This is a genomic window from Nonomuraea basaltis (genome assembly GCF_005893125.1).
Classification (GTDB): Bacteria; Actinomycetota; Actinomycetes; order Streptosporangiales; family Streptosporangiaceae; genus Nonomuraea; species Nonomuraea basaltis.
Window position 1 is genome coordinate 1 of record NZ_VCJS01000605.1, and the last position, 883, is coordinate 883.

General features: G+C 69.5%; 1 protein-coding gene. It reads left to right on the forward strand.

Annotation, left to right across the window (positions count from 1 at the left end):
- Nucleotides 1–57: 57 nt before the first annotated feature.
- On the forward strand, nucleotides 58–883 hold an 826-nt coding region (locus EJK15_RS69635), incomplete at its 3' end, for a beta-ketoacyl reductase (protein WP_240778167.1).

Sequence of the window (883 nt, forward strand, 5' to 3'; positions counted from 1 at the left end):
TGGCCGGTCGACGGGACCACGCTGGTCACTGGCGGTACTGGTGGGCTGGGTGCTTTGGTGGCGCGGCATTTGGTGGCTGTGCATGGGGTGCGGCATTTGTTGCTGGTCTCGCGTCGGGGGCTGGACGCCCCGGGGGCGGCTGAGCTGTGTGATGAGCTGACGGCACAGGGTGCCGAGGTTGTGGTGGCTGCTTGTGATGTGGCTGATCGGGACGCCCTGGCGGTGTTGCTGGAGGGGATTCCTGGCGCTCATCGTCTGCGTGCTGTGGTGCATGTGGCGGGGGTGGTGGATGACGGGGTGATCACGTCGTTGTCGGCCGGGCGGGTGGAGGCGGTGCTGCGGCCGAAGGTGGATGCGGCCTGGCATCTGGACGAGCTGACCCGGAAGCATGATCTGGCCCGGTTCGTGGTGTTTTCTTCGCTGGCCGGCACGTTGGGTGCGGCGGGGCAGGGCAATTATGCGGCGGCTAATGCTGCGTTGGATGCGCTGGCTGTGGGGCGGGTCGGTGCCGGGTTGCCGGCGCTCTCGTTGGCGTGGGGTGTGTGGGATGCCGAGGAGGGTATGGCTGGTCGGTTGTCCGATCGGGAGCGGGAGCGGATGGTGCGGGAGGGGTTGATCCCGCTGTCGGCTGGTGTTGGTCTGTCGGTGCTGGATCGGGTGGTGGCCGAGGATCGGCGGGGTGTGGTGGTGGCGGCGGGCTGGTCGGTGGGTACGTTGCGTGCCCGGTCGGCGGAGGGGTTGCCGGCGCTGTTGCGTGATCTGGTCGGTGTGCGGCGCAGGGCCGCGTCCGACAGCCCGGCGGGAGACGCTTCGTTCGCCGACCGGCTGGCCGAGTTGCCCGCCGCAGAGCGCCAGGCAGCGGTGACGGAACTGGTACGCGCGC